Origin of the sequence: Aestuariibius sp. HNIBRBA575 (assembly GCF_040932005.1) — a bacterium.
GTDB lineage: Bacteria > Pseudomonadota > Alphaproteobacteria > Rhodobacterales > Rhodobacteraceae > CANLNM01.
This window is the reverse complement of record NZ_CP162414.1, coordinates 1,966,214-1,989,892: the sequence shown is the minus strand read 5'-3', so window position 1 is coordinate 1,989,892 and position 23,679 is coordinate 1,966,214. Positions and strand designations below refer to the sequence as shown.

Below are 23,679 nucleotides of genomic sequence, written 5' to 3'. Positions count from 1 at the left end.
AACGCCTTATGGCGATGGGCGCAGCATGTGTCCAAATGTGAACCAAAGTCGGAGAAGACAGCATGGCTGGCAAACGCGATGTCTATTCAGGGATCCCTTGGGAACATGTTCCCGGCGATCAGGTGCGCGCGCATCCCAAAGGCAAGTTAAACGCCGCCCTTTGGTTGATTGCGACATATCTGTTGTTGTCGGGCGGGGCCAAGGTCTGGATTTTGGCCGGACAATCCGTGCCGATTTGGGTGTTGGTTTTGGGGGGGATTTTGCCTTTCATCACGGGGCTTGGCCTGATCGCACGCATGCCGATGTCGATCATTCTGGCTGTGGTTTTGGCCGGGGTTGGCGCCTATTCATTTTTACAAGGTTTGCGCGCCGCGGCCACGCCGCTGGTGCTGGTGGATGGGCTGATTGCGTTTGGCATTCTGGGCTATCTGCTAGAGGGTGAGCGGCCCAATTTCATCTATCGGCACAGGTTTCGGAAATATTCGGCGCTGACCCAAGGGGCACCTGAGCGGTTACAAAGCGACCCGACGACAAAGGATATGCAAGATGTTTGATCGGATTCTGATCGCCAATCGCGGTGAAATTGCCTGCCGGATCATGGAAACATGCCGCAAAATGGGCGTGCAAACTGTTGCCGTTTACTCCGAAGCGGACGCGCAAGCGCGCCATGTCCATCTGGCCGATCAGGCCGTGTGTGTCGGCGCACCGGCACCTGCGGACAGTTATCTGCGCGGCGATGTGATCATTCAGGCGGCATTGGATACCGGCGCTCAGGCGATCCATCCCGGCTATGGGTTTTTGTCTGAAAACCCTGATTTTGTGGATGCTGTGGCCGCTGCCGGGTTGGTCTTTATCGGTCCCTCTGCGGATGCGATCCGTGCCATGGGCCTAAAAGACGCCGCCAAAGCCCTGATGGTTGAGGCGGGCGTTCCGGTCGTTCCGGGCTATCACGGTGCAGATCAGGACCCCGATTTGTTGGCCGCCGAAGCCGAAAAAGTAGGCTATCCCGTTCTGATCAAAGCGGTCGCAGGGGGCGGTGGCAAAGGCATGCGACTGGCCAACACATCAGATGAGTTTGCCGAAGCCCTGAGCAGCGCCCAAGCTGAAGCGCGCACAGCGTTTGGCAATGATGCTGTTCTGATCGAAAAATTCGTTTTATCCCCCCGTCACATCGAGGTTCAGGTGTTCGGTGATGGCAGCGATGCGGTGCATCTGTTTGAGCGCGATTGTTCCCTGCAAAGGCGCCATCAGAAAGTCATCGAAGAAGCGCCAGCACCGGGCATGACCGAAATCATGCGCACCGCCATGGGCGACGCCGCCGTCAAAGCAGCAAAGGCCATCGGCTATGCCGGGGCAGGGACCATCGAATTTATCGTTGATGGCTCGGACGGGCTTCATGCGGATAAATTCTGGTTCATGGAAATGAACACCCGCCTTCAGGTCGAACATCCCGTCACCGAAGCGATCACCGGCGTTGATCTAGTGGAATGGCAATTGCGCGTGGCCAGCGGCGAAGCCCTGCCAATGGCGCAATCCGATCTGACCATCACCGGTCATTCCTTTGAGGCGCGCCTTTATGCCGAAGACGTCCCCAAAGGGTTCCTGCCTGCCACCGGACGGCTGGATCATTTGTCATTTCCGCCAGATGCCCGCGCAGATACCGGCGTGGTTGCGGGGGATGTCATTTCACCGTGGTATGATCCGATGATTGCCAAGGTGATCGTACATGGGCGCAACCGGACGCAGGCATTGAAAAAACTGTCAAATGCGCTGGCAGATACACATGTGGCGGGCACCGTGACCAATGTGGCCTTTCTAAAGGCGTTGGCTGATCACGCAGGATTTGGCCGTGGGGATGTGGATACTGGCCTGATTGATCGCGAATTGGACATGTTGGTCGCACAACCTGAAATGAGCCCTCAATTGATGGCGCAGGCGGCCCTGATCGCCGCAGATTTGCTTGGGGCACTCGATCCAAAAACCGGTTTCACCTTATGGGCGCCGCTGGATCGCACGATCCGTTTTGAAACGGGGGATGTTGTGATCAAATCCCATTCCGTCGATCACCACACAATTGTGGTGTCCGATCATGCGGTGGATGCCCGTTTGGGGCGCCATGGCTGGACCTTTGATGGGGAACGCGCCGTTGCCTTTGCCCGGCACGGGGCGCATGTCACATTGTTTGATGGCATCGGGCAGAAACTGACCATGATTGACGCGCTGGATGTGGATACGTCCGGTGGTGCTGGGGGCAACGTGATTGAGGCACCGATGCCCGGTTTGGTAACACAAGTGGCCGTCAAAGCGGGCGATGCCGTGTCCGAAGGCGATCGGCTTGTGGTGTTAGAAGCGATGAAAATGGAACATGTCATGCGCGCACCGCGTGATGGCGTCGTGGCCACGCTTGCGGTGTCTCAGGACGACCAAGTCGAAGCAGGCGCAATGCTGGTCGCACTAGAGGAAGAGGCATGATCCGCCTGCACCACGCCCATCAAACCCGATCCATGCGCACATTGTGGTTGCTGCATGAATTGGGAGTTGAGTTTGATGTTGTGGTGCATGCTTTTGGTAAAAACCTGCGCAGTCCTGAATATCGCGCGTTGCATCCGGTGGGCCGCGTGCCTGCATTGGAAATTGACAATGCCGCGATGTTTGAAACCGGCGCAATGGCCGAATATCTGACGGAAAAATTCCCGGATGCGGGATTGGGGCGATTGCCGGGGGACGCAGAACGGATGGAATATCTGGTCTGGCTGCATTTCGCCGAAAGCATTTCCCAACATTCCGCCGCCCTGACTCAGCAACATGTCGCCATCTATCACGATGAACAACGCAGCCCGGTTGTCATGAACCTAGAGGCAAAGCGATTGGCCAAAAACTATGAGGCCCTTGAAACGCAGCTCGAAGGGCGGGATTACCTGCTTAGATCCGGGTTTTCCGCGGCGGATATCGGAATCGGGCAGGCCATTTATATGTCGCGTCATTTTGCGCATCTGGATGGGTTTCCCAACCTGACCGCATGGTATGCGCGGATCACGGACCGGCCTGCATTCCAGAAATCACTGCCGCCCGCCGGGGCGCAAACCCTCTATGACAAAGAATTTTATACCCCATGGGAGATGCCAAAATGAACAAACACGTTCACATCTACGAAGTGGGGCCACGCGATGGATTGCAAAATGAAAAATCGGTCATTTCTTTGGCCGACAAGGTGCAATTGATCGATACATTATCAGGGGCTGGGTTGCATGGGATCGAAGTTGGGTCTTTTGTGTCACCGAAATGGGTGCCACAGATGGCCGACACGGATCAGGTGATCAGCCAGATCACATATGCGCCCGGTGTGAAATACGCGGTGTTGGTCCCCAACATGCGCGGCTGGGACGGGTTTGAAACGGCACGTGCTGGTCTGGCGCAATCGCCCGATGAAATCGCCGTGTTCATTTCCGCATCCGAAGGGTTTTCCAAGGCCAATCTGAACTGCACCATTGCCGATTCTGTTGACCGTTTGGGGCCCGTGGTTCAGGCGGCAATTCAGGCCGGAATCACCGTGCGGGGCTATGTGTCCTGCGTCACCGATTGCCCCTATGACGGCCCCACCGCACCGGCGGATGTGGCTCGCGCCGTAGAAATGTTGCGCGGCCTCGCGGTCATGCCCATTTCACTGGGCGACACAATCGGGCGGGGCACACCCGACGCTGTGGATGCGATGCTGCAAGCGGTGCTTGATGTTGCCCCAGCGGATGAATTGGCCGGTCATTTTCATGACACTGGCGGTCAAGCTCTTGATAACATTGAAGTATCACTGGAGCGTGGGTTGCGGGTGTTTGATGCGGCCGTGGGGGGGCTGGGCGGGTGTCCATATGCGCCGGGCGCACAGGGCAATGTCGCGACGGAATTGGTTCTGGATCGTTTGGACACGCTTGGATTTGAAACGGGCGTGAATCGCGACTTGATCAATCGGGCTGGGGCGATGGCATTGGCCATGCGCGCCAAATAAGCAAAGTGGGACAGAATATGGAAACGATCAAGATCGACGTGGATGCACGTGGCGTGGCGCAATTGGTGCTGGCGCGCCCCGAAAAACACAACGCAATGTCCGCGCAAATGATTGCTGAACTGACCCAAGCCGCCGCGCAATTGGGCGCTGATCCTGCGGTGCGTGTGGTGGTTTTGTCTGGGACCGGGAAATCGTTTTGCGCGGGGGGGGATCTGGGCTGGATGCAGGATCAGATGCGCGCTGACGCCACGACCCGCGGCATTGAGGCGACCAAATTGGCGATGATGTTAAAGGCGCTTAACGAAATGCCAAAACCGTTGATCGGGCATGTGCAGGGCAACGCCTTTGGTGGCGGGGTCGGCATGGCCTGCGTCTGTGACGTAACCATCGGTGTGGACAGCGCCAAATTCGGGCTGACCGAAACCAAACTGGGCCTGATCCCGGCCACAATCGGCCCCTATGTGATTGCCCGCCTTGGCGAAGCGATGTCGCGGCGCGTGTTTATGTCCGCCCGGATTTTCAACGCCACCGAAGCGGTCACGTTGGGGGTGTTGGCCAAAGCGGTGCCAGCGGAGATGTTAGGCGACGCGATCGAAGCGGAAGTGAAACCCTATCTTTCTGTGGCGCCGGGGGCCGTGGCCGAAGCCAAAGCCCTGACGCGACGTTTGGGGCCAGTGGTTGACGAAGCGACGATCAAAGAAACCATTGATGGTTTGGTGACGCGCTGGGAAAGTGATGAGGCCAAAGAGGGAATCGCCGCGTTTTTTGAAAAACGCCCGGCCAGCTGGGCCTAGCAGAATCATGAGGCGGATCAGGTGGTTGCAAATTCCAATCGGGCGCGTCCGTTTTCTTTGGCGGCATAAAGCGCTTTGTCAGCGTTGCTGATGGCCGCCTCGATTTTGCCGCCGAACTGGATGATCGCGGCACCAATCGACAAGGTGACGGATAAAGGTTTTTCCTCGGTCACCGTTTCAAACTGGATGCCGCTGGTCAGACGTTGCCCAATCATTGTTGCATCTTCACGATCTGCGCCATGCAGAAAAATTGCGAATTCTTCGCCACCGATCCGGCCCACGATATCAGTTTCGCGAATTTCTGCGCGCAAACGATCCGCGATGGCCTGAAGGCAAATATCACCGACGCCGTGCCCATAAGTGTCATTGACGGTTTTGAAATAATCAGCATCCAGCAGCAAAACGACACCTTGTTTCGCGGGGGCTGATTCATCCGAGAGTAGGGAATTGGCCTTTTTCAAGAAGGCCCGCCGGTTGTGCAATCCCGTCAACATATCTGTGGCGGCCAATTGTTCCAGTTTCAGTTGCAATTTATATTGATGTGATATCATCACAATCGCAAACACCGTGAAGGGTGACCCGACGGCGGCAACGATGAAGATTTGCGTTTCCAAATGCAAAGCCTCGACGCCGAACATAGCAATTTCTAGGATCAGATCGGTCGCAATGATCAGGGCAAGGAAAAATACACCTTTCCAAACCTTTTCCCAAGTTGACTTGGGTGCGACATACGCAATGAACTTATCCATTCCACCCTCCGAAGAATGCGGACACTTTAAATGTTGAAGTTCTAACAAAACGTTAACATCAAAAAATGCCGTTAACGTTTTAAGACAATTGTATCTACTTGGCCGCTGGCACGCGGTTGACAGGGCAGGATTGACCAAAGAAGTGATGAGAACGCGGCAAAACGCCTTAGATTGCCCTCCGCTTGGTTGACCCCCCGAACCGGCAGGGGTAAAGCCTGAATAAGCCTAACGTCAGCGGGTCAGCATCCCGCCCAACAAGGAAACCGCCAATGGAAGAGTTTCTGAGGGAATACCTCCCCATCATCGTCTTTCTGGGACTAGCTATTGTTATTGGTCTCGTCTTTATTTTAGCCGCTGCCGTGTTGGCCGTGCGCAACCCGGACCCTGAAAAAGTGTCCGCCTACGAATGTGGGTTCAACGCGTTTGATGATGCGCGCATGAAGTTTGATGTCCGATTCTATCTGGTGTCGATCCTGTTCATTATCTTTGATCTGGAAATCGCGTTCCTGTTCCCATGGGCTGTCGCCTTTGGGGATATGTCGATGGTTGGGTTCTGGTCGATGATGGTGTTCCTGGGCGTGCTGACGATTGGCTTCGCTTACGAATGGAAGAAAGGGGCGCTCGAATGGGAGTGATGACGGGTTCGAATACGGCCGGTGCAGATCGCGAAGTTGCGACACAGGCCATCAACACCGCGTTGCAGGACAAGGGGTTCCTTGTCACGTCCACCGCTGACATCGTGAATTGGGCCCGGACCGGGTCGCTGCACTGGATGACGTTTGGTCTGGCCTGTTGTGCGGTCGAAATGATGCACACATCTATGCCGCGCTACGATCTGGAACGGTTTGGCACGGCGCCGCGTGCGTCCCCACGTCAATCGGATCTGATGATTGTGGCGGGAACGCTGACCAACAAAATGGCCCCCGCTCTGCGCAAGGTTTATGACCAGATGCCAGAGCCACGTTATGTGATTTCCATGGGCAGCTGCGCCAATGGGGGTGGCTATTACCACTATTCCTATTCTGTTGTACGTGGCTGTGACCGGGTTGTTCCGGTGGATGTCTATGTGCCCGGATGCCCCCCAACAGCCGAAGCGCTGCTTTATGGTATCCTGCAACTGCAACGCAAAATGCGCCGTACCGGCACGATTGTGAGGTAAGCCATGACCGAACACGCAAATGTCGACGCGCTGAATGAACTGGGCGCTTATCTGGATGCCAAACGGTCTGATTGTGTTTTGGGCTGGGACGTCACCCATGGAGAGCTGAACGTTGATGTGGCCCCGGCCAACATCACCGGCTTTGTCGAATTTCTGAAATCCGACCCAACGTGCAAATTTTCATCGTTGGTGGATATCACAGCCGTGGATTACGTGGGCCGTGCCAAACGGTTCGACGTGGTGTACCATTTCCTGTCGATGTATCAAAACCACCGCATTCGTCTGCGGGTGTCCATCCGAGAAGACGAAATGGTGCCTTCGATCATCGACGTGCATCCATCAGCCAATTGGTTTGAACGCGAAGTGTTCGATATGTTCGGCATTATCTTTTCCGGCCACCCGGATCTGCGCCGCATCCTGACCGATTACGGGTTCCGTGGCTTTCCGCTGCGCAAAGATTTCCCAACCACGGGCTATACCGAAGTGCGCTATGACGAAGAAGTCAAACGCGTTGTCTATGAACCGGTATCCTTGGTGCAGGAATATCGTCAGTTTGACTTTATGTCGCCTTGGGAAGGGGCCGAATATATCCTTCCTGGTGATGACAAAGCCAAAGGCTAACCCAGCATGAGCGACCCAACATTTCTTTATTGTGTAGGCGCGACCAAGGCGGGCACGTCTTGGCTATATCGCACCTTGCATGAGCATCCCGAATGTCACGTTCGGGCGGTCAAAGAAGTGCATTATTGGGATACGTTTGACGCGGAAAAACGCGACAAACAGGTCGTCATGCTAGACGCCAACCTGCTGAAGTTCAAAGCCCAACGCGAAGACGCATTGGCCGCTGAACAGGGCTGGAAAGTGCGTAATATGGACCGTCGCATTCGCGATATGGGCGATTTGATCACCATGTTAAACGCCGATCGCAGCCATGATCTGGCCTATGGGCGCTACATGATCGATGGGCTTGGGGATGCGACTTTGGTGGCGGATATGACGCCCGGTTATGCCACGGTTGATGTGAATATCTATCAGCGTATGGTCGCCGATAATCCTGCCGCCCGTGTGCTGTTTCTGATCCGCGATCCATTGGCGCGTTTGTGGTCTCATGTTCGCATGCAGGCCAAACGGCAGATGCTCGATGGCGAAGATTATTCCGAAAAAGCCAACAATACGTTGTGGCGGGTTCTCAACAAGGGCCAAGAAACACATCTGCTGGAGCGTGGCGATTACAAAGGCACAATTGAAAAATTGCGTCAGGTGATCCCGGCAAAACAATTGATGGTCGCGTTTACGGAATCCATGTTCACGGTTCCGGGGCTGGCGAAAATCTGTGAATTTTTGCGCATTTCCGTGCCCGCACAGAACCAAAACGAACGCGTTCACCAAGGTGACGCCGCGCAGATGCGTGATAAATTGGTGCCGCAAACCGTGCGGTTCCTGAAAGATCAATATGAATGGGTGGCCGAACATGTCGGCCCCATGCCCGCCGCTTGGCAGGCATCTTTAGCAAGGGGATAGGCCCATGATGGATGGTGGCAAAGGATTTGAGGACGCTCAGACGGGCGAACAGAAGATCCGCAACTTCAACATCAACTTCGGTCCGCAACACCCAGCGGCCCACGGCGTTTTGCGTCTGGTGCTGGAACTGGACGGCGAGATTGTAGAACGGTGTGATCCTCATATCGGATTGCTGCACCGTGGCACGGAAAAGCTCATGGAGAGCCGGACCTATCTGCAAAACCTGCCGTATTTTGACCGGTTGGATTATGTGGCGCCGATGAACCAGGAACATGCTTGGTGTCTGGCGATTGAACGGCTGACAGGCACGGTTGTGCCGCGTCGTGGATCACTGATCCGGGTGCTTTATTCTGAAATCGGCCGGGTGTTGAACCACCTGTTGAACGTGACAACACAAGCCATGGATGTGGGGGCGCTGACGCCGCCGCTCTGGGGCTTTGAGGAACGTGAAAAACTGATGGTGTTCTATGAACGCGCCTGTGGAGCGCGTCTGCACGCCGCCTATTTCCGCCCCGGTGGTGTGCATCAGGATCTGCCAAATGCGTTGCTGGATGACATCGAAACATGGGCGCATGAATTCCCGGAAAAGCTGGCTGATATCGATGGCCTGTTGACCGAAAACCGGATTTTCAAACAGCGTAACGTTGATATCGGCGTGGTCAGCGAACAGGATATCCTCGATTGGGGGTTCTCTGGCGTCATGGTGCGTGGCTCTGGTCTGGCATGGGATATGCGTCGCGCGCAACCTTATGAATGTTATGACGAATTTGACTTCCAAATCCCGGTTGGCAAAAACGGCGATTGCTATGATCGCTATCTCTGCCGCATGGAAGAGATGCGCCAATCCACGTCGATCATCCTGCAAGCCATCGAAAAATTGCGCGCCCCCGAAGGGCAGGGTGATGTTCTGGCCCGCGGCAAGGTCACACCGCCCAAACGCGGCGATATGAAAACCTCGATGGAAGCGTTGATTCACCACTTCAAGCTTTACACCGAAGGGTTCCACGTGCCCGAAGGCGAAGTATATGCCGCCGTTGAAGCCCCCAAAGGCGAATTTGGCGTGTACCTGAAGTCTGACGGCACCAACAAACCGTATCGCAGCAAAATCCGCGCACCGGGCTATTTGCATTTGCAGGCAATGGACCACGTGGCAGGCGGGCACCAATTGGCCGACGTTGCCGCGATTATCGGGACAATGGACGTCGTATTCGGAGAAATCGATCGATGATGGTTTTGGGAATGATCCCCGCTGTGCTGTTTGTTACGACAGGCTTTGGCACACAGATCGTACCCATGGCGATTTTTGCCACATTGACCACAGGCGCGATTTGGGCCGGGATGTAAGAATAGCGGCGCCAAGCGCCAGAGATTAGAAAACGGAGCCATACGATGTTGCGCCGACTACACCATGACCAACCCGAAAGCTTTGCTTTCACAGACGCGAACTTTGCTTGGGCCGAAGGGCAAATTTCCAAGTATCCAGAGGGACGCCAGGCTTCGGCTGTGATCCCACTATTGTGGCGCGCACAGGAACAAACCGGCTGGTTGACCAAACCGGCGATTGAATATGTGGGTGACATGCTGGACATGGCCTATATTCGGGTCCTCGAAGTGGCGTCATTCTACTTTATGTTTCAGCTGCAACCGGTTGGTTCTGTTGCACATATTCAGGTTTGTGGCACCACATCCTGCATGATTTGCGGCGCCGAAGATCTAGTTGCGGTTTGCAAAGACAAAATCGCGCCAAATGCACATCAATTGTCCGCAGATGGCAAATTCAGCTGGGAAGAGGTTGAATGCCTTGGATCCTGCGCCAACGCACCCATGGCTCAGATCGGCAAAGACTATTACGAAGATCTAACGGCCGCCAAAATGGGTGAGTTGATTGATCAAATGGCCGCTGGTCAGGTGCCTGTGCCGGGCCCGCAGAACGGTCGTTATGCGGCTGAACCATTGTCCGGATTGTCCAGTCTGACCGAATATGACAGCGGCAAAACCCAGTATAATGCATCTGTTCAACTGGCGACCGACATTGGGGATACGATCAAACGGATTGATGGCACCGAAGTGCCACTGCTGACGCCTTGGTTGAAGGGGCGCGATGGGGCGAAGGCCGCAAATGAATCCGTGCCACCTGCGGAAACGGCCGCGGATCGCAAACCCGCCAACAAAGCGGACGAAGATCGCGCAGCAAAGAAAACGGCAAAGCCTGCCACCCCAAAGGCGGCACCAAAGCCAAAGGCTGAGGCCAAACCAAAGGCCGCCGCAAAGCCAAAAGCGGATGCCAAACCAGCCGCTGCGGATGTGGCTGAAACCCAGCCAGAAACCCTAGCGGCAGCCCGTGATGGCGGGGCGGATGATCTGAAACTGATTTCAGGTGTTGGTCCGAAGCTAGAAGGTGTTTTGAACGAATTAGGGTTTTACCACTTTGATCAGATCGCGGCCTGGGGCCCGGCAGAAATTGCTTGGGTCGATAACCGGTTGAAGTTCAAAGGCCGCATTGAGCGTGACAATTGGATGGCGCAAGCCGCTGAATTGGCAAAGAAAGATTAAGCCAATCCTCAAAAATCAGATCGAAAGGCGCGGCACTTGCTGCGCCTTTTGTCGTTTCGGGCCAAAAATCGGCTAAAACACCGCGAAAACGATCCCATTGGCATAGATTTCCCCTTTGTGTTGGGCAAAACCGGTTCTAATGTTGGTTAACCCCGCAAATCTGCCAAAAGCGGGATGTGAAAAATGGGGATGATTTATGATTGATTTTAATAGCTCAGCCAGCTGCACCCGCAGCTGTTGGATCATTGCGGGTTTGTTGGGGGTGCTGGCGTTTTTGCTGGCCCTGACAACTGGGCATCGCGGGTTCTTTACGGCGCTGTTTCTGGGGGCTTTGGTGGTGATCGGGCTGGGCGTGCTGCTCAATTGGTTGTTCTGCCAGACCAATGTTGCCCCGCGTTCGACGGCGTCTGCTGCGACGCCATCCTATGTATCCCCGACGCCGGCATCCGCCGCATCTGCGAATCAAGCTGCGCCGATTGAAACAGCCACGGCGGCTGATGCTTCGCAATCGACGACTGCTGCGGCGACAACTGCGTCTGATACGGCGGTTGCACTGGACAAAGCAGCGGATGAAGCGGCCAGCGCTGACGCAGCTGAGGCGGAAGATGCGCCCAAAAGCACAAGCGCTGCTGCGTCTGCCCAAACGACCACAGACAGCAAAGCAACTGAGAGCAACGAAGCTGAGAGCAAAGCCAGCGCCAAGAAAAATCCCGCCAAAAAAGCGCCTGCAAAACAGTCCAAATCAGACGGTACAGCTAAGACAAAAACCGCAAAACCAAAGGCACCTGCGCCCACGTCTGTTGCGCAATCGGATGCTGCGGCACCTGCCGGTCTGGATGCGGCGCGCGACGGCGGGCCTGATAATCTGAAACAGATCAAAGGCGTCGGGCCGGTTCTGGAAAAGATGCTGCATTCGCTGGGATATTTCCATTTTGATCAGATTGCCGCCTGGGGCCCAGAAGAAGCGGCGTGGATCGATGAAAATGTCAAAGGTGCGCGCGGTCGTGTGACCCGCGACAATTGGGTCGATCAGGCAAAAACTCTGGCTGCTGGCGGCACCACCGAATTTTCCGCTCGGGTGAAAAAAGGCGACGTTTATTAATGTCACAAAAGCTTGCTAACAACCGGTCAAACCCTAATGATAACAATGGGTTTGACCCTATTCGCGCCCGCGCCGGACGCAACATCGCGATGGTGATTGTGGCGGCGGGGCTGCTCACGATTTTGGCGCCAATGATCATTTCGATGACGGGTTTACCCGCGCGTTACGAGTTTCTGTTTTACCTCATGTCGATGGCTGCGTTCATTTGGGCTCTGGTCGTCGCTGTGAAACTCTGGCAAAAGGCCAAACAAGACGGGTAAACCCCAACGGGGCCCCAAAAAGAGCCAAGATATTCGCGCCAAACGACACTCGCGAGAGGAAAGCCACGATGCTCAAGGACCAAGACCGGATTTTTACGAACCTTTACGGGATGCATGATCGTTCGCTGAAAGGCGCACAGGCACGGGGCCACTGGGATGGGACGGCCGCGATCATCCAAAAAGGCCGGGATTGGATTATTGACACGATGAAGGCATCTGGCCTGCGGGGCCGGGGTGGCGCTGGGTTTCCGACCGGTCTGAAATGGTCGTTTATGCCCAAGGAATCAGACGGGCGTCCCGCCTATTTGGTGGTGAATGCCGATGAATCCGAACCGGGCACCTGTAAAGACCGCGAAATTATGCGCCATGATCCGCATACATTGATCGAAGGCTGTCTGATTGCCTCTTTCGCGATGAATGCAAATGCCTGTTATATCTACATTCGTGGCGAATATATCCGCGAACGCGAAGCTTTGCAGGCTGCCATCGACGAAGCCTATGACGCAGGCATGTTGGGTAAAAACGCCGCCAAATCAGGCTGGGATTTTGACCTATATCTGCATCACGGGGCCGGGGCCTATATCTGTGGTGAAGAAACCGCATTGATCGAAAGCCTGGAAGGCAAAAAGGGCATGCCGCGGATGAAGCCGCCATTCCCAGCCGGGGCGGGGCTTTATGGTTGTCCGACCACGGTGAACAACGTCGAATCAATCGCTGTGGTGCCGACCATTCTGCGCCGCGGGCCGGAATGGTTTGCCGGATTTGGCCGCCCGAACAATGCAGGCACAAAATTGTTTGCGATTTCGGGCCATGTGAACAACCCCTGTGTGGTTGAGGAATCCATGTCGATTTCGTTCGAAGAACTGATCGACAAACATTGCGGCGGTATTCGCGGCGGTTGGGACAACCTGAAAGCTGTGATTCCCGGTGGTTCCTCCGTACCATGTGTGCGTGGCGAAAACATGCGCGACGCGATCATGGATTTTGACGCGCTGAAGGAAAAAGGATCGTCGCTGGGCACCGCTGCTGTGATCGTGATGGACAATTCCACCGACATGATCAAAGCGATCTGGCGTCTGAGCAAATTCTACAAACACGAAAGCTGTGGCCAATGTACCCCATGCCGCGAAGGCACAGGTTGGATGATGCGCGTGATGGATCGTTTGGTGCAGGGCAATGCCAGCGTCGAAGAAATCGACATGTTGTTTGATGTGACCAAACAGGTCGAAGGCCACACAATCTGTGCGCTGGGGGATGCGGCGGCTTGGCCAATTCAGGGCCTTATCAAAAATTTCCGCGATGAAATCGAAGATCGCATCAAGGGGCGCGCGATCGCCGCTGAATAAAACGCGTTTGGGTATGAACATTGCTGTCAAAGCACTTTGTTTTGCTGGGGTTGCTGCGCTTTCGGGCTGTATGTCGGGGCCAGAGGTTCTGGATGGGCCGGGCGAGGCGTGGTTTTTGTTTGCGTTCCCACGATCTGCGGAATGCACGTTGCAAGGCGAAGGTCTGCGGATTGAGCAAAACCAGAATATGATGGGTTCCGGATTTAACGCGGCGGGTCAGATCATGACGTCGACGATTGTGTGTACCAATCAATCCGGTCAGCAATTTTCCAGCACCGGCCACCGTGAATTGTTCACTCGTGGGTCGCGATATGCCAGCGGCAAAGTGTATTCGGTTCAGGCCCGGGAAAACACATTTGGCGGAATACGTTCGATTGGTCACAACCAATACGAATTCTGGGGCAAGTTGGTTTTCACCCCTCTTTGACCCAAATACGGTTTCGAAATGCTTTGCGGCTCCTCTTTGAGGGGCCGTTTTTTATGAGGCACAAATTGTTTGCCATAATCGGCAGGTCCTTGCCATGTCAGGGCTTTTCATGGGTCTGATATTGAATAACAGCGTCCAAAAGCCAAATTATACCCCAGACCTTATGCATCCAAACGGAGCTTTTATGCGTATTTTTATGTCGGCCATCGCGGCCAGTTTTAGTGTTGCCAGCCCAGCTTTGGCCAACCCGCCATTGGCCGAAGTGGAATCCGTGCGCGAAGCATTGATCACTGCCGGAATGGTCGTTGAGATTGATGAAAAATGTGATGACATTTCGATGCGGCTGGTGCGCGGCTATAGCTTTTTGCAGAACATCGAAAAAGACGCGCGTGACCGCGGCTATTCCGATGCTGAAATTGAGGCTTATACAGATGATGACGCCGAAAAAGATCGCCTGGAGGCGATCGCGCGGGATCGTTTGGTCGCGCTGGGGGCGGTGCCCGGAAACGGGGCCAGCTATTGCGCGGTTGGTCAGGCGCAGATTGATGCGCGGACCGAAATTGGGCGTCTGCTGCGTTAAAATGTCCCGTTTGTGAACAGAACCTTAACGCGGGGTGTGCAGAAATGCCGCCCCGCGTCGATTTTTCCACATTACTGCCCTTGAAATCGCTGGTTCACACTGGCGTCTCGTAAATTCCCGCGTTAGAACCGCATCAGCCACGGTCGGAGCCACAGCTACGCTCGGTCCCGACGTGTAAGAGACACGGGAACAAAGGGCTCGGGCATGTCCGATTTGCGGAAAATCATTATCGACGAAAAAGAGGTTGAAGTACCGGGGGCGATGACCCTGATACAAGCCTGCGAAGAAGCCGGCGTTGAAATCCCGCGTTTCTGTTACCACGAACGTCTGTCCATCGCTGGCAATTGCCGCATGTGTCTGGTCGAAGTTGTTGGCGGCCCACCAAAACCCGCCGCAAGCTGCGCGATGCAAGTGCGCGATCTGCGCCCCGGACCAGAAGGTCAGCCCCCCGTGGTCAAGACCAATTCACCCATGGTGAAAAAGGCCCGCGAAGGCGTGATGGAATTCCTGTTGATCAACCACCCGCTGGATTGCCCGATCTGCGATCAAGGTGGCGAATGCGATTTGCAGGATCAGGCCATGGCCTATGGCGTGTCCGGGTCCCGTTTTACGGAACCCAAACGTGCCGCTGATGAATTGGATCTGGGACCGCTGGTTGGCACCGCGATGACCCGCTGCATTTCCTGTACCCGTTGCGTGCGGTTCACCACCGAAGTCGCCGGAATCACCCAAATGGGCCAAACGGGCCGCGGCGAAGATGCTGAAATTACGTCTTATTTGAACCAGACGCTCGATTCGAACATGCAGGGCAATATCATTGACCTGTGTCCGGTTGGGGCGCTGACATCGAAACCTTATTCCTTTACCGCCCGTCCATGGGAATTGACCAAAACCGAATCTATCGACGTGATGGATGCGCTTGGCTCAAACATCCGTGTGGATACAAAGGGACGCGAAGTGATGCGGTTTGTGCCGCGCAACCATGACGGTGTGAACGAAGAATGGATTTCCGATAAATCCCGCTTTGTTTGGGACGGTCTGCGTCGTCAACGTCTGGACACACCTTATGTGCGTGAGGGCGGTAAATTGCGCCCCGCCACCTGGCCCGAAGCGTTGAGCAAAGTTGCCGACGCCATGAAAGGCAAGAAAACCGCCGCCTTGATTGGCGATCTGGCCCCGACTGAGGCAATTTATGCCCTGCGTGAATTGGTCAAATCTGTTGAGGGCACCATTGAATGCCGCACTGACGGTGCGGTTCTGCCAATTGGCAACCGGTCTGCCTATGTGGGCAACGCCGCAATCGAAGATATCGACGACGCCAAGGTTGTCTATCTGGTTGGCACCGATCCACGCACAGAATCGCCGGTTTTGAACGCGCGCATTCGTCGTGCTTGGTTGAATGGCGCTGAGGTGCATTTCATCGGGCCCAAAGACACCGACCTGACCTATGACTACACCTATGTTGGACCGGGCCGGAAACCATTGAACGACCTGGTTGCCAATGCGGCCGCGACTGAAAATGCAGTTGTGATTGTTGGGCAGGGCGCGGTTTCAGAAGGCGACGGAATTGCCGTTCTGGGGCAGGCCATGGCGCTGACAGAAAAACTGGGTGGCAAAATGCTGGTTCTGCACAACGCGGCATCTCGGGTTGGCGCGATGGATCTGGGGGCCGCCACCGAAGGCGGACTGGATGTTGCACTGGAAGGTGCAGACGTTGTCTATAATCTGGGCGCGGATGAGCTGGACATCGCGGTGGGGCCGTTTGTTGTCTACCAAGGCAGCCACGGGGATCGCGGCGCGCACCGCGCCGATGTGATTCTGCCCGCAGCCGCCTATACCGAAGAACCCGGCCTGTTTGTGAACACCGAAGGGCGGCCACAATTGGCACAGCGCGCAGGGTTTGCACCGGGCCAAGCCAAAGAAAACTGGGCGATTCTTCGCGCGCTTTCTGCGGAACTGGGGCAGGCGCTGCCATTTGATTCGCTGGCGCAATTGCGCAGCGCGATGGTCGCAGAATTGCCGCATCTGGAACGGATCGACGAAGTGGCCGACAATGGCTGGGATGCATTGCCCACCAAAGAGCTGAAACAAGGCAAGTTCCAAACCAGCGTCAAAGATTTCTATCTGACCAATCCAATTGCACGGGCCAGCCAGTTGATGGCGGAATTGTCGGCAAATGCCAAAGCCCGCGCCGAGGCGCCGATCGCGGCGGAATGATGAAGCAGGGGGCTTTTATATTCTGCGCAGTCGCATTGGCGGCCTGCACAGATCCACAATCCGGTGGAGAAGAGCCCTTTGCACCCGATTATAAAGGTGTTGAGACCCGTCTGTTAGATGGGGATCTGGTGAATTTCCGAGTTGAAATGGGCGGTGCCCGCAGCAACGAAGATGTCATCAAATATGCAGAATGCGCCGCCGCGCAATATGCACTGATCCGGGGCTACGGCTTTGCGCGGCATGTCCGCACACAAGTCGATGAAAGCGCTGGCATCTGGCGGGCGGATGCTGTTTACACCATCTCGCCAGCTCTCCCGCGGGGGCTGCGCACCATAGACGCCGAAGTGACCGTCGCTGATTGCGAAGTGACGGGAATACCAACGGTTTAAGAGGCCGAGAGGCCAGTGACTACTGAGGAATACTGGGGAACAACATGATCGAGTTTTTCACCACCACAAATCTGGGGATTGTCCTGCTGACTTTGGGTCAAATCCTGCTTTTGCTGGTGCCGCTCCTCGTCTCGCTGGCGTTTTTGATGTATATGGACCGCAAGGTCTGGGCTGCTGTGCAGATGCGTCGGGGCCCCAACGTGGTTGGGTTTTATGGCCTGCTGCAATCTTTTGCGGATTTCTTGAAATATATCGTCAAAGAAATCGTTGTGCCGGCAGGGGCTGACAAATTTGTCTTCTTCCTTGCGCCGATGATTTCCTTGATCATGGCCTTTATCGCCTGGGCGGTTATTCCGTTCAACGAAGGCTGGGTGATTTCCAACCTGAACGTCGCCATTCTGTATGTCTTTGCGATTTCGTCGCTCGAAGTTTACGGCGTCATCATGGGCGGTTGGGCGTCCAACTCGAAATACCCATTCTTGGGGTCGCTGCGGTCCGCCGCGCAAATGATTTCCTACGAAGTGTCGATCGGCCTGATCATCATCGGTGTGATCATTTCCACCGGTTCGATGAACTTTACCGACATCGTCATGGCCCAAGACGGGGCAGGGGTGTTCAGCTGGTATTGGCTGCCGCATTTCCCGATGTTGTTCCTGTTCTTTATCTCGGCGCTGGCTGAAACCAACCGTCCCCCATTCGATCTGCCCGAAGCAGAATCAGAATTGGTCGCCGGCTATCAGGTTGAATATTCATCCACCCCGTTCCTGTTGTTCATGATCGGTGAATTGACCGCCGTCGTGCTGATGTGCGCACTGGTCACGCTGCTGTTCTTGGGCGGTTGGTTGTCCCCCGTTGAATTCCTGCCAGATGGGGTTCTGTGGATGGTCGGCAAAATGTTGTTCTGCTTCTTCATCTTCTCGATGATCAAAGCGATCACCCCGCGGTACCGTTATGACCAATTGATGCGCTTGGGTTGGAAAGTGTTCCTGCCAATGTCGCTGGCATGGGTTGTTCTGGTGTCGTTCCTTGCGAAATTCGAAGTTCTCGGTGGGTTCTGGGCCCGCTGGGCGATTGGAGGCTGATCTATGACGCAGATCGATTACACCCGCGCCGCAAAATATTTCCTGCTGGCGGATTTCATCAAAGGATTCCAGCTGGGGATGAAATACTTCTTCGCCCCCAAGGCGACGTTGAATTATCCACATGAAAAAGGCCCGCTAAGTCCCCGTTTTCGTGGGGAACATGCCCTTCGCCGTTATCCAAACGGAGAAGAGCGCTGCATCGCCTGTAAATTGTGCGAAGCCGTTTGCCCGGCCCAAGCGATCACCATCGACGCCGAACCGCGCGATGATGGCAGCCGCCGGACCACACGTTATGACATCGACATGACCAAATGCATCTATTGCGGTTTCTGCCAAGAAGCCTGCCCAGTGGATGCCATTGTCGAAGGTCCTAACTTTGAGTTTTCAACCGAAACCCGCGAAGAGCTGTTTTATAACAAAGAGAAGCTCTTGGATAATGGTGCCCGCTGGGAAGCCGAAATCGCGCGGAATCTGGAACTGGATGCACCTTACCGATGAGCGATCCCACCAACCCATTTGAGGCCATGATGAAGGCAGGGCAGGATTTTGCGAAATCCTTGAACCCTGATCTGGAATCCTTTTCGCCCAAAGGGTTTGAGGACCTGTTCCCAACCATGCCCAAAGAGTTCATGGAAACCTTTATGGGCAAGACCTTTAACCCAGAAGGTCTGGACGCAAAAACCCGGCTGTTGCTGACATTGATGGGCCTGACCATCGCCGGCGCAACCGCCGAAAGCCAAATTCGCCTGACGGTGCGCAATCTGCGCGTTGCAGGTGCCACGAAACAGGAAATTGCCGAAACCATCGCCCAAGCCGCGATGTTTGGCGGCGTTCCGGCAATGACCAAAGCGATGGAAATCGCCACAGCGGCCATGGCCGACGAAGAGGACGAGGGAAAATGACACCAGCAGCAATCGCGTTCTACGTTTTTGCGGTGAGCACAATCACCGGCGGTTTAATGACAGTTGTCAGCCGCAACCCGGTCCATTCGGTCCTGTGGTTGATTTTGTCCTTCTTGTCTGCGGCGGGGCTTTTCGTTCTGCTGGGGGCTGAATTTGTCGCCATGTTGTTGATCATCGTCTATGTGGGCGCGGTCGCCGTTTTGTTCCTGTTTGTGGTCATGATGCTGGACATTGATTTCGCTGAGCTAAAGGCAGAAATGGCCAAATACATGCCGCTGGCCCTGCTGATCGGGGTCGTCATCCTGATGCAACTCGGGATCGCCATGGGCGCTTGGGAATTTGGCGAAGGCGCAACATCGCGGATCGCAGCGCCCGCCGGGGATGAACAAAACACCCATGCATTGGGCATGCTGATCTACGACAAATATATCGCGCTGTTCCAACTGGCCGGTCTGATCCTGCTGGTCGCCATGATCGGCGCCATTGTGCTGACACTGCGCCATCGCAAGGACGTGAAACGTCAAAATATTCTGGAACAGATCTATCGTGATCCGGCGGATGCGATGGAACTCAAAGACATCAAACCAGGGCAGGGGCTGTCATAATGATCGGACTTGAACATTATCTTTCCGTTGCGGCGGCGTTGTTCGTCATCGGGATTTTCGGGCTTTTCCTGAACCGTAAAAACATCATCATTTTGTTGATGAGCATCGAATTGATGCTGCTGGCGGTGAACATCAATCTGGTCGCGTTTTCCAGTCATCTGGGCGATCTGGTTGGTCAGATTTTCACCCTGTTGGTCCTGACCGTGGCCGCGGCCGAAGCTGCGATTGGTCTGGCCATTCTTGTCTGTTTCTTCCGCAACCGTGGCACGATCGACGTCGAAGATGTCAACGTGATGAAAGGCTGATCTGATGATCTTTAAAACCATCCTTTTTGCGCCTCTCATCGGAGCGATCATTGCCGGGTTTGGCTGGCGGATCATTGGCGAAAAAACCGCGCAATATCTGACCACTGGGTTGCTGATGCTGGCCGCGTTCCTGTCGTGGATCGTGTTCCTGCAAGGCGCGCATATGGACGATCCGGTCCATATCCTGACCTTTATTCAATCCGGTAGTTTGGACACGTCCTGGTCTATCCGCGTGGATCGTCTGACAACGATTATGTTGATTGTTGTCAACACGGTATCGGCCTTAGTTCATCTATATTCTTTCGGCTATATGGCCCATGATGACAATTTCAAAGAGGGCGAGCATTACAAAGCCCGCTTCTTTGCCTATCTGTCATTCTTTACCTTTGCCATGCTGATGCTGGTGACGTCGGACAACTTGGTTCAGATGTTCTTTGGCTGGGAAGGCGTAGGCGTCGCATCCTACCTGTTGATCGGGTTCTACTACAAAAAAGCCAGCGCCAATGCTGCCGCGATGAAGGCTTTTGTGGTCAACCGCGTTGGGGATTTCGGCTTTGCGCTGGGGATCTTTGGGCTGTTTTATCTGACCGACAGCATCAATTTTGACGATGTATTTGCCGCCGCGCCAATGCTGGCCGAAACGCAATTGCATTTCTTGTGGACCGACTGGAACGCGGCGAACCTGCTGGGTGTGTTGTTGTTCATCGGTGCCATGGGTAAATCGGCGCAATTAATCCTGCACACTTGGTTGCCCGACGCGATGGAAGGTCCGACACCCGTGTCCGCCCTGATCCACGCCGCGACCATGGTGACGGCTGGTGTATTCTTGGTCTGTCGGATGTCGCCGCTGTTTGAATTTGCCCCTGCGGCAACTGCGTTTATCGTGGTGCTGGGCGCAACCACCGCGTTTTTTGCGGCGACCGTGGGTCTGGTGCAAAACGACATCAAACGTGTGATCGCCTATTCAACCTGTTCGCAGCTGGGCTATATGTTTGTGGCGGCGGGCGTTGGTGTCTATTCGGTTGCGATGTTCCACTTGTTCACACACGCTTTCTTTAAGGCGATGTTGTTCCTGGGCGCTGGGTCGGTGATCCATGGCATGCATCACGAACAGGACATGCGGAATTACGGCGGGCTGCGCAAAAAGCTGCCTTATACCTATTACGCAATGCTGATCGGTACGCTGGCCATCACCGGTGTTGGTGTGCCGCTGACCACGATCGGGTTCGCGGGCTTCTTGTCCAAAGACGCGGTGATCGAAAGCGCCTTTGCCGGCGGGTCGATGTATGCCTTCTGGTTGCTGGTAATCGCGGCCTTGTTCACGTCCTTCTATTCATGGCGCCTGATGTTCATGACCTTCTTTGGCGAAGCGCGTGGCGACAAGCACACCCATGAACATGCCCATGAAAGCCCAACTGTCATGTTGGTCCCACTGGGTGTTCTGGCGATGGGCGCGATCTTCTCTGGTATGGTTTGGTACGGCAGCTTCTTTGGCGACAATGTGAACCGGTTCTTCCACCTTGGTGGGGATGCGGAACAACATGCCGCGGTTGAGCCCGGGTTTAACCTGATTGCGCCTGCTTATGCGGCGGGCACAGATGATGCACATGCAACAGACAGCCACGGCGATGATCATGCAGATGATGGGCATGGCGCAGAAATGGCGGCTCCGGGGGAGGGTGCGATTTACATGCACCCAGATAACCACGTGCTGCATGACGCGCATTACGTCCCCAAATGGGTCAAAATCGCGCCGTTCATAGCCATGTTGCTGGGGCTGGCCACAGCCTATCAGATGTATATCCGTCGGCCCGATTGGCCCGAACGTCTGGCCAATAACCAGCCGCATCTGTACCAGTTCCTGCTGAACAAATGGTATTTCGACGAAATCTACGACTTCTTGATTGTCAAACCTGCCTTGGCCATTGGTCGTTTCCTTTGGAAACGCGGCGACGGCACTGTCATTGACGGGGGTCTGAACGGTCTGGCCTTGGGCATCGTGCCCTTCCTGACCCGTCTCGCTGGCCGGGCACAATCTGGCTACGTCTTTACTTACGCCTTCGCTATGGTCATCGGCATTGCCTTGCTGCTGACATGGCTCTCACTCGCCGGAGGGGCTCACTAATGGGCAATCTACTTTCGCTCACCACGTTTTTCCCACTTTTGGGGGCCGTGATCCTAGCCTTGTTCCTGCGCGGCGAAGACGAAGCTGCACAGCGCAACGCCAAATGGGTGGCCTTGGCCACCACGGCGGCGACGTTTGTGATTTCGCTGTTTATCCTGTTCCAGTTTGATGCGTCTGACACTGGTTTCCAGATGGTAGAAGAACGCGACTGGCTGCTGGGCATGCAGTACAAAATGGGTGTCGATGGGATTTCGATCCTGTTTGTGATGCTGACCACGTTCATGATGCCGCTGGTGATTGCGGCCAGCTGGGATGTGAACAAACGCGTCAAAGAATACATGATCGCGTTCCTGCTGCTGGAAACGCTGATGCTTGGCGTGTTCATGGCGCTGGATCTGGTTCTGTTCTATCTGTTCTTTGAGGCAGGCCTGATCCCAATGTTCCTGATCATCGGCATCTGGGGCGGTAAGAACCGCATTTATGCATCGTTCAAGTTCTTCCTTTATACGTTCCTTGGGTCGGTTCTGATGCTGGTCGCCATGGTGGGCATGTTCTATCAGGCGCAATCCACAGACATCCCGACCTTGATGAATTTCACCTTTGGTACAGAAACGTTCAGCGTGCTTGGCATTCAGATTGTCGGCGGCATGCAGACGTTGCTGTTTATCGCTTTCTTTGCATCCTTTGCGGTGAAAATGCCTATGTGGCCGGTGCATACATGGTTGCCGGACGCACACGTTCAGGCGCCAACAGCCGGTTCCGTTGTACTGGCGGCGATCCTGTTGAAAATGGGCGGTTACGGCTTCTTGCGGTTCAGCCTGCCCATGTTCCCGGTTGGGTCCGAAGTGATGGGGCCGTTGGTTCTGTGGCTATCAGCGATTGCGATTGTGTATACGTCACTTGTCGCGCTGGTGCAGGACGATATGAAAAAACTGATCGCCTATTCATCCGTGGCCCATATGGGATACGTGACGATGGGGATCTTTGTGGTCAACCAACAGGGGATTGACGGCGCGATTTTCCAAATGCTGTCACACGGCTTTATCTCGGGCGCGTTGTTCCTGTGTGTGGGCGTGATTTACGACCGGATGCACACCCGTGAAATCGACGCTTATGGCGGTCTGGTGAACCGGATGCCGGCCTATGCGCTGATCTTCATGTTCTTTACCATGGCCAATGTGGGCCTGCCGGGCACATCCGGGTTCATCGGGGAATTCCTGGTGCTGATGGGCGCGTTCCAGGCCAACACCTGGGTTGCTGCGATTGCCACATCTGGTGTGATCTTCTCAGCCGCTTATGCGCTGTGGCTCTATCGCCGGGTGGTGATGGGCGATCTGATCAAAGAAAGCCTGAAAACCATCAAAGACATGACAACCCGCGAAAAGGCGATCTTTGCGCCGCTGGTTTTCATGACGATCCTGCTGGGTGTTTACCCAAGCCTGATCACCGACATCATCGGTCCAAGTGTCGAAGCCTTGGTTGGCCAAGTCACCGCCGCACAGGCCGCCTTTGGCCCAGAAACCATGATGGCCGAAACGGCCACCACAAGCCACTAAGAGGACG

At 55.1% G+C, this 23,679-nt stretch carries 26 protein-coding genes; 25 read left to right on the top strand and 1 reads right to left on the bottom strand.

Going from position 1 to position 23,679, the window contains the following annotated elements; all coding sequences use genetic code 11:
* Positions 1 to 62 precede the first annotated feature (62 nt).
* Genes AB1F12_RS10055 through AB1F12_RS10035 form a run of 5 tightly spaced genes read left to right on the top strand, consistent with a single transcriptional unit; the run spans position 63 to position 4,794 of the window.
* Entirely contained in the window at positions 63 to 554 is a 492-nt protein-coding gene (locus tag AB1F12_RS10055; RefSeq protein WP_368183975.1) for a hypothetical protein, read from the top strand.
* On the top strand, positions 547 to 2,472 hold the full coding sequence (locus AB1F12_RS10050; protein ID WP_368183974.1) for a biotin carboxylase N-terminal domain-containing protein: 1,926 nt from the start codon (positions 547 to 549) through the stop codon (positions 2,470 to 2,472). The genes AB1F12_RS10055 and AB1F12_RS10050 overlap by 8 nt, the downstream gene beginning before the upstream one ends.
* Positions 2,469 to 3,131: a glutathione S-transferase family protein gene (locus tag AB1F12_RS10045; RefSeq protein WP_368183972.1), complete on the top strand. Its 663-nt coding sequence runs from the start codon at positions 2,469 to 2,471 to the stop codon at positions 3,129 to 3,131. The genes AB1F12_RS10050 and AB1F12_RS10045 overlap by 4 nt, the downstream gene beginning before the upstream one ends.
* Positions 3,128 to 4,000: a hydroxymethylglutaryl-CoA lyase gene (locus AB1F12_RS10040; protein ID WP_368183970.1), complete on the top strand. Its 873-nt coding sequence runs from the start codon at positions 3,128 to 3,130 to the stop codon at positions 3,998 to 4,000. Before AB1F12_RS10045 ends, AB1F12_RS10040 begins: the two co-directional genes overlap by 4 nt.
* 17 nt (positions 4,001 to 4,017) lie before the next feature.
* A complete protein-coding gene (locus tag AB1F12_RS10035) occupies positions 4,018 to 4,794 on the top strand; it encodes a crotonase/enoyl-CoA hydratase family protein (RefSeq protein WP_368183968.1) in 777 nt (258 codons plus the stop codon).
* A 17-nt stretch (positions 4,795 to 4,811) separates the two neighbouring features.
* Here the strand turns inward: AB1F12_RS10035 and AB1F12_RS10030 are convergent, their stop codons facing one another.
* A complete protein-coding gene (locus AB1F12_RS10030; RefSeq protein WP_368183966.1) occupies positions 4,812 to 5,543 on the bottom strand; it encodes a GGDEF domain-containing protein in 732 nt (243 codons plus the stop codon).
* Positions 5,544 to 5,812: 269 nt separating this feature from the next.
* On the opposite strand from AB1F12_RS10030, the gene AB1F12_RS10025 reads away from it, so the two are divergent.
* The 20 genes from AB1F12_RS10025 to AB1F12_RS09930 all read left to right on the top strand — a co-directional run bounded on the left by AB1F12_RS10025 (position 5,813) and on the right by AB1F12_RS09930 (position 23,672).
* Complete coding sequence (locus AB1F12_RS10025) at positions 5,813 to 6,178, top strand: NADH-quinone oxidoreductase subunit A (RefSeq protein ID WP_368183964.1); 366 nt, start codon at positions 5,813 to 5,815, stop codon at positions 6,176 to 6,178.
* On the top strand, positions 6,169 to 6,702 hold the full coding sequence (locus AB1F12_RS10020) for an NADH-quinone oxidoreductase subunit B family protein (protein ID WP_368183962.1): 534 nt from the start codon (positions 6,169 to 6,171) through the stop codon (positions 6,700 to 6,702). Before AB1F12_RS10025 ends, AB1F12_RS10020 begins: the two co-directional genes overlap by 10 nt.
* A gap of 3 nt (positions 6,703 to 6,705) precedes the next feature.
* Positions 6,706 to 7,323, top strand: a complete 618-nt coding sequence (locus AB1F12_RS10015; RefSeq protein ID WP_368183961.1) for an NADH-quinone oxidoreductase subunit C — start codon at positions 6,706 to 6,708, stop codon at positions 7,321 to 7,323.
* Between the two features lie 6 nt (positions 7,324 to 7,329).
* Positions 7,330 to 8,223 (top strand): sulfotransferase, encoded by an 894-nt coding sequence (locus tag AB1F12_RS10010; RefSeq protein ID WP_368183959.1) that lies wholly within the window; start codon positions 7,330 to 7,332, stop codon positions 8,221 to 8,223.
* Positions 8,224 to 8,227: 4 nt separating this feature from the next.
* Positions 8,228 to 9,451: an NADH-quinone oxidoreductase subunit D gene (locus AB1F12_RS10005; RefSeq protein WP_368183957.1), complete on the top strand. Its 1,224-nt coding sequence runs from the start codon at positions 8,228 to 8,230 to the stop codon at positions 9,449 to 9,451.
* Positions 9,452 to 9,612: 161 nt separating this feature from the next.
* Positions 9,613 to 10,776, top strand: a complete 1,164-nt coding sequence (locus tag AB1F12_RS10000) for an NADH-quinone oxidoreductase subunit E (RefSeq protein WP_368183956.1) — start codon at positions 9,613 to 9,615, stop codon at positions 10,774 to 10,776.
* Between the two features lie 196 nt (positions 10,777 to 10,972).
* The gene (locus tag AB1F12_RS09995) at positions 10,973 to 11,878 is read left to right on the top strand and encodes a hypothetical protein (RefSeq protein ID WP_368183953.1); all 906 of its coding nucleotides are present in this window, start codon (positions 10,973 to 10,975) and stop codon (positions 11,876 to 11,878) included.
* Complete coding sequence (locus AB1F12_RS09990; protein WP_368183951.1) at positions 11,878 to 12,138, top strand: DUF5337 family protein; 261 nt, start codon at positions 11,878 to 11,880, stop codon at positions 12,136 to 12,138. Before AB1F12_RS09995 ends, AB1F12_RS09990 begins: the two co-directional genes overlap by 1 nt.
* Before the next feature lie 68 nt (positions 12,139 to 12,206).
* Positions 12,207 to 13,484, top strand: coding sequence for an NADH-quinone oxidoreductase subunit NuoF (gene nuoF / locus AB1F12_RS09985; RefSeq protein ID WP_368183949.1), 1,278 nt, complete (start codon positions 12,207 to 12,209; stop codon positions 13,482 to 13,484).
* Between the two features lie 13 nt (positions 13,485 to 13,497).
* Positions 13,498 to 13,911 (top strand): hypothetical protein, encoded by a 414-nt coding sequence (locus AB1F12_RS09980; RefSeq protein ID WP_368183948.1) that lies wholly within the window; start codon positions 13,498 to 13,500, stop codon positions 13,909 to 13,911.
* 184 nt (positions 13,912 to 14,095) lie between these two features.
* Entirely contained in the window at positions 14,096 to 14,491 is a 396-nt protein-coding gene (locus AB1F12_RS09975) for a DUF5333 domain-containing protein (RefSeq protein WP_368183946.1), read from the top strand.
* A 204-nt stretch (positions 14,492 to 14,695) separates the two neighbouring features.
* Positions 14,696 to 16,708, top strand: a complete 2,013-nt coding sequence (nuoG, locus tag AB1F12_RS09970; protein ID WP_368183943.1) for an NADH-quinone oxidoreductase subunit NuoG — start codon at positions 14,696 to 14,698, stop codon at positions 16,706 to 16,708.
* Complete coding sequence (locus tag AB1F12_RS09965; RefSeq protein WP_368188343.1) at positions 16,708 to 17,097, top strand: hypothetical protein; 390 nt, start codon at positions 16,708 to 16,710, stop codon at positions 17,095 to 17,097. Before nuoG ends, AB1F12_RS09965 begins: the two co-directional genes overlap by 1 nt.
* A 44-nt stretch (positions 17,098 to 17,141) precedes the next feature.
* Complete coding sequence (nuoH, locus tag AB1F12_RS09960) at positions 17,142 to 18,179, top strand: NADH-quinone oxidoreductase subunit NuoH (protein WP_368183941.1); 1,038 nt, start codon at positions 17,142 to 17,144, stop codon at positions 18,177 to 18,179.
* A gap of 3 nt (positions 18,180 to 18,182) precedes the next feature.
* Positions 18,183 to 18,677 (top strand): NADH-quinone oxidoreductase subunit NuoI, encoded by a 495-nt coding sequence (gene nuoI, locus AB1F12_RS09955; protein ID WP_368183939.1) that lies wholly within the window; start codon positions 18,183 to 18,185, stop codon positions 18,675 to 18,677.
* Positions 18,674 to 19,081, top strand: a complete 408-nt coding sequence (locus AB1F12_RS09950) for a carboxymuconolactone decarboxylase family protein (protein ID WP_368183937.1) — start codon at positions 18,674 to 18,676, stop codon at positions 19,079 to 19,081. The genes nuoI and AB1F12_RS09950 overlap by 4 nt, the downstream gene beginning before the upstream one ends.
* Entirely contained in the window at positions 19,078 to 19,686 is a 609-nt protein-coding gene (locus AB1F12_RS09945) for an NADH-quinone oxidoreductase subunit J (RefSeq protein ID WP_368183935.1), read from the top strand. Before AB1F12_RS09950 ends, AB1F12_RS09945 begins: the two co-directional genes overlap by 4 nt.
* The gene (nuoK, locus tag AB1F12_RS09940; protein ID WP_368183933.1) at positions 19,686 to 19,991 is read left to right on the top strand and encodes an NADH-quinone oxidoreductase subunit NuoK; all 306 of its coding nucleotides are present in this window, start codon (positions 19,686 to 19,688) and stop codon (positions 19,989 to 19,991) included. Before AB1F12_RS09945 ends, nuoK begins: the two co-directional genes overlap by 1 nt.
* 4 nt (positions 19,992 to 19,995) lie before the next feature.
* Positions 19,996 to 22,116, top strand: a complete 2,121-nt coding sequence (nuoL, locus tag AB1F12_RS09935) for an NADH-quinone oxidoreductase subunit L (protein WP_368183931.1) — start codon at positions 19,996 to 19,998, stop codon at positions 22,114 to 22,116.
* Positions 22,116 to 23,672, top strand: coding sequence for an NADH-quinone oxidoreductase subunit M (locus AB1F12_RS09930; RefSeq protein WP_368183930.1), 1,557 nt, complete (start codon positions 22,116 to 22,118; stop codon positions 23,670 to 23,672). The genes nuoL and AB1F12_RS09930 overlap by 1 nt, the downstream gene beginning before the upstream one ends.
* The last annotated feature ends 7 nt before the right edge of the window (positions 23,673 to 23,679 follow it).

What these genes read in the sequence shown, in the direction of transcription:
- AB1F12_RS10055 (WP_368183975.1), top strand. Translation starts at nt 63, where the DNA reads ATGGCTGGCAAACGCGATGTCTATTCAGGGATCCCTTGGGAACATGTT.
- AB1F12_RS10050 (WP_368183974.1), top strand. Translation starts at nt 547, where the DNA reads ATGTTTGATCGGATTCTGATCGCCAATCGCGGTGAAATTGCCTGCCGG.
- AB1F12_RS10045 (WP_368183972.1), top strand. Translation starts at nt 2,469, where the DNA reads ATGATCCGCCTGCACCACGCCCATCAAACCCGATCCATGCGCACATTG.
- AB1F12_RS10040 (WP_368183970.1), top strand. Translation starts at nt 3,128, where the DNA reads ATGAACAAACACGTTCACATCTACGAAGTGGGGCCACGCGATGGATTG.
- AB1F12_RS10035 (WP_368183968.1), top strand. Translation starts at nt 4,018, where the DNA reads ATGGAAACGATCAAGATCGACGTGGATGCACGTGGCGTGGCGCAATTG.
- AB1F12_RS10030 (WP_368183966.1), bottom strand. Translation starts at nt 5,543, where the DNA reads ATGGATAAGTTCATTGCGTATGTCGCACCCAAGTCAACTTGGGAAAAG.
- AB1F12_RS10025 (WP_368183964.1), top strand. Translation starts at nt 5,813, where the DNA reads ATGGAAGAGTTTCTGAGGGAATACCTCCCCATCATCGTCTTTCTGGGA.
- AB1F12_RS10020 (WP_368183962.1), top strand. Translation starts at nt 6,169, where the DNA reads ATGGGAGTGATGACGGGTTCGAATACGGCCGGTGCAGATCGCGAAGTT.
- AB1F12_RS10015 (WP_368183961.1), top strand. Translation starts at nt 6,706, where the DNA reads ATGACCGAACACGCAAATGTCGACGCGCTGAATGAACTGGGCGCTTAT.
- AB1F12_RS10010 (WP_368183959.1), top strand. Translation starts at nt 7,330, where the DNA reads ATGAGCGACCCAACATTTCTTTATTGTGTAGGCGCGACCAAGGCGGGC.
- AB1F12_RS10005 (WP_368183957.1), top strand. Translation starts at nt 8,228, where the DNA reads ATGATGGATGGTGGCAAAGGATTTGAGGACGCTCAGACGGGCGAACAG.
- AB1F12_RS10000 (WP_368183956.1), top strand. Translation starts at nt 9,613, where the DNA reads ATGTTGCGCCGACTACACCATGACCAACCCGAAAGCTTTGCTTTCACA.
- AB1F12_RS09995 (WP_368183953.1), top strand. Translation starts at nt 10,973, where the DNA reads ATGATTGATTTTAATAGCTCAGCCAGCTGCACCCGCAGCTGTTGGATC.
- AB1F12_RS09990 (WP_368183951.1), top strand. Translation starts at nt 11,878, where the DNA reads ATGTCACAAAAGCTTGCTAACAACCGGTCAAACCCTAATGATAACAAT.
- nuoF (WP_368183949.1), top strand. Translation starts at nt 12,207, where the DNA reads ATGCTCAAGGACCAAGACCGGATTTTTACGAACCTTTACGGGATGCAT.
- AB1F12_RS09980 (WP_368183948.1), top strand. Translation starts at nt 13,498, where the DNA reads ATGAACATTGCTGTCAAAGCACTTTGTTTTGCTGGGGTTGCTGCGCTT.
- AB1F12_RS09975 (WP_368183946.1), top strand. Translation starts at nt 14,096, where the DNA reads ATGCGTATTTTTATGTCGGCCATCGCGGCCAGTTTTAGTGTTGCCAGC.
- nuoG (WP_368183943.1), top strand. Translation starts at nt 14,696, where the DNA reads ATGTCCGATTTGCGGAAAATCATTATCGACGAAAAAGAGGTTGAAGTA.
- AB1F12_RS09965 (WP_368188343.1), top strand. Translation starts at nt 16,708, where the DNA reads ATGAAGCAGGGGGCTTTTATATTCTGCGCAGTCGCATTGGCGGCCTGC.
- nuoH (WP_368183941.1), top strand. Translation starts at nt 17,142, where the DNA reads ATGATCGAGTTTTTCACCACCACAAATCTGGGGATTGTCCTGCTGACT.
- nuoI (WP_368183939.1), top strand. Translation starts at nt 18,183, where the DNA reads ATGACGCAGATCGATTACACCCGCGCCGCAAAATATTTCCTGCTGGCG.
- AB1F12_RS09950 (WP_368183937.1), top strand. Translation starts at nt 18,674, where the DNA reads ATGAGCGATCCCACCAACCCATTTGAGGCCATGATGAAGGCAGGGCAG.
- AB1F12_RS09945 (WP_368183935.1), top strand. Translation starts at nt 19,078, where the DNA reads ATGACACCAGCAGCAATCGCGTTCTACGTTTTTGCGGTGAGCACAATC.
- nuoK (WP_368183933.1), top strand. Translation starts at nt 19,686, where the DNA reads ATGATCGGACTTGAACATTATCTTTCCGTTGCGGCGGCGTTGTTCGTC.
- nuoL (WP_368183931.1), top strand. Translation starts at nt 19,996, where the DNA reads ATGATCTTTAAAACCATCCTTTTTGCGCCTCTCATCGGAGCGATCATT.
- AB1F12_RS09930 (WP_368183930.1), top strand. Translation starts at nt 22,116, where the DNA reads ATGGGCAATCTACTTTCGCTCACCACGTTTTTCCCACTTTTGGGGGCC.